The 1,784-nt window shown below is 33.4% G+C and carries 2 protein-coding genes; both read right to left on the reverse strand.

Going from position 1 to position 1,784, the window contains the following annotated elements; all coding sequences use genetic code 11:
- Nucleotides 1-410: 410 nt before the first annotated feature.
- Nucleotides 411-908: a GNAT family N-acetyltransferase gene (locus G519_RS0138190; protein WP_029199007.1), complete on the reverse strand. Its 498-nt coding sequence runs from the start codon at nucleotides 906-908 to the stop codon at nucleotides 411-413.
- Nucleotides 909-940: 32 nt separating this feature from the next.
- Entirely contained in the window at nucleotides 941-1,744 is an 804-nt protein-coding gene (locus tag G519_RS46720; RefSeq protein WP_084160541.1) for an ornithine carbamoyltransferase, read from the reverse strand.
- Nucleotides 1,745-1,784: the final 40 nt, after the last annotated feature.

The raw sequence follows: 1,784 nt of genomic DNA on the forward strand, positions 1-1,784 counted from the left end.
GGGCGGCTCTCTCTACTAACATAGTGGCTCTAATAGATTAACGTGGTGGCTCTCACTCATTAACTCGATGGCTCTATGGCACCGAAATATTCAATTTTTCATTTTGTCATTTTTCTTATTATTCTTTTTATTAGAATTGAAAATAAACTAATTATTGCAATGATACATCCGCATTTCATAATGAAATCAGATTTTTTCACTTGTGTATTGTATATCTTTATTAATTCTGGAGTTGGATCTGTATAAGGTAATAAAGGGCCATTTAAAAAACCAACAATTATCACTAATATTCCGATCCCAAAAAATAACCATAGAATTCTATTCAACTGAATATGTTTCCTCGAATTCTCTCTGGCAGACCAAGGAGAGTCAGGCTCCGCGGCATGTGCTGTTCCTACAAAGATCTTAAACTATTCATTAGAGTTCCAATTACTATCACATAGAACTACTGATGACTCGATTTGTCTTTCAGATACATTCCAAAATCTATGTAGTAATTTCCCCTTCTCTTCATGTGAAATTAACTTAAATCCATTCTTTAAATAAAAATTAATTGCCCATTCAGCCGATTCCCAGGTCCCGATTAGAATTGGTTTATCTGTTAAATTAACTAAATGATACAGAAGCTTGGTCCCTATACCACCTTTACGTTGACTCGTTTTAACATAAGCATGTCTGATTAATGACACTTCCCCTTTATCTTGTATTCCCATGACTCCAAGTAATTCATTGTTTTCCTCTAGCCCCCAAAACATAACTCCTTCATTCATTTCATGATTTAATTCTTCCATGGTCATGTATGGTTCATGATACATATCATACGGAATAACCCCTTCGTATGCTTGAGCAGCATCATTGATAATCTGATAGATAACTTCTTTATCTCGGTAATCACACAATCTGATCATGATATTAAACTCCTTTGATTATTTAATTCGTTCTATATATCTTTATGTAGTTTCTTATAACGCCTTTGTATTAGCCCCGCATTAACTTCTTCATCTCTAAAAAATGGTGGACAAGGGTTTAATAATGCACCTTTGTTTGCTAATTTCATTCTGTCTAATGTAATTTGATACTTACCTATATATTCATTATTTAAGAATTGACTCGGTAGAGAATCCGTCAGTACCACATCGCTACCACTCAGCGTAGTTTCAAGATAAGTCGAAAATTGATAATTTGAATTATTATCGGCAAGTTCATTACCAGAAGCACAAACGTGATTGAATTTAAGATCCATTATTTTAGCAATTTCCATCCATGAGTTTGAAATATTACTTGCTGCGCCAACGAATGTATAAACTATCTCCCTATAATTATCTCTTAATTCCGCTATTGAAAACAGATCAGAAAGTATCTCACATGGATGGTTATTCGTAGTCATAGCATTGACTATTGGAATCGAGCCATAAAGTGATAGTTCCTTAAGTTTTGAAAAGTCGGAATGCCTAATGATTAAGCCATCAGACCAATTATTCAAATAATTCATTACATCTTTTGGGTGCTCTCTTTTATCAAGTGTTTCAGAAGGAAATAAAATACACTCACCACCTAAATCCTTAATCCCCTTCTCAAAAGTAACTCTGGTCCTAATACTTGTTTCAGGAAAAAATAAAACGAATGTCTTTCCACTTAGAATTTTATTAGTTTGAGTTTCTTTTAGGTTTTTGGTTAGTTCAAATATTTCTAAGCCTGAAATATTCATGGAGCCTTTGGCCGATTGGAAGAATTGGTAAAACAAAGAAATTACTCATGCAACATCATACACATCTGAAATTTAA

The organism is Paenibacillus alginolyticus DSM 5050 = NBRC 15375, assembly GCF_000422905.1.
Taxonomy (GTDB): Bacteria; Bacillota; Bacilli; order Paenibacillales; family NBRC-103111; genus Paenibacillus_E; species Paenibacillus_E alginolyticus.

What these genes read in the sequence shown, in the direction of transcription:
- G519_RS0138190 (WP_029199007.1), bottom strand. Translation starts at nt 908, where the DNA reads ATGATCAGATTGTGTGATTACCGAGATAAAGAAGTTATCTATCAGATT.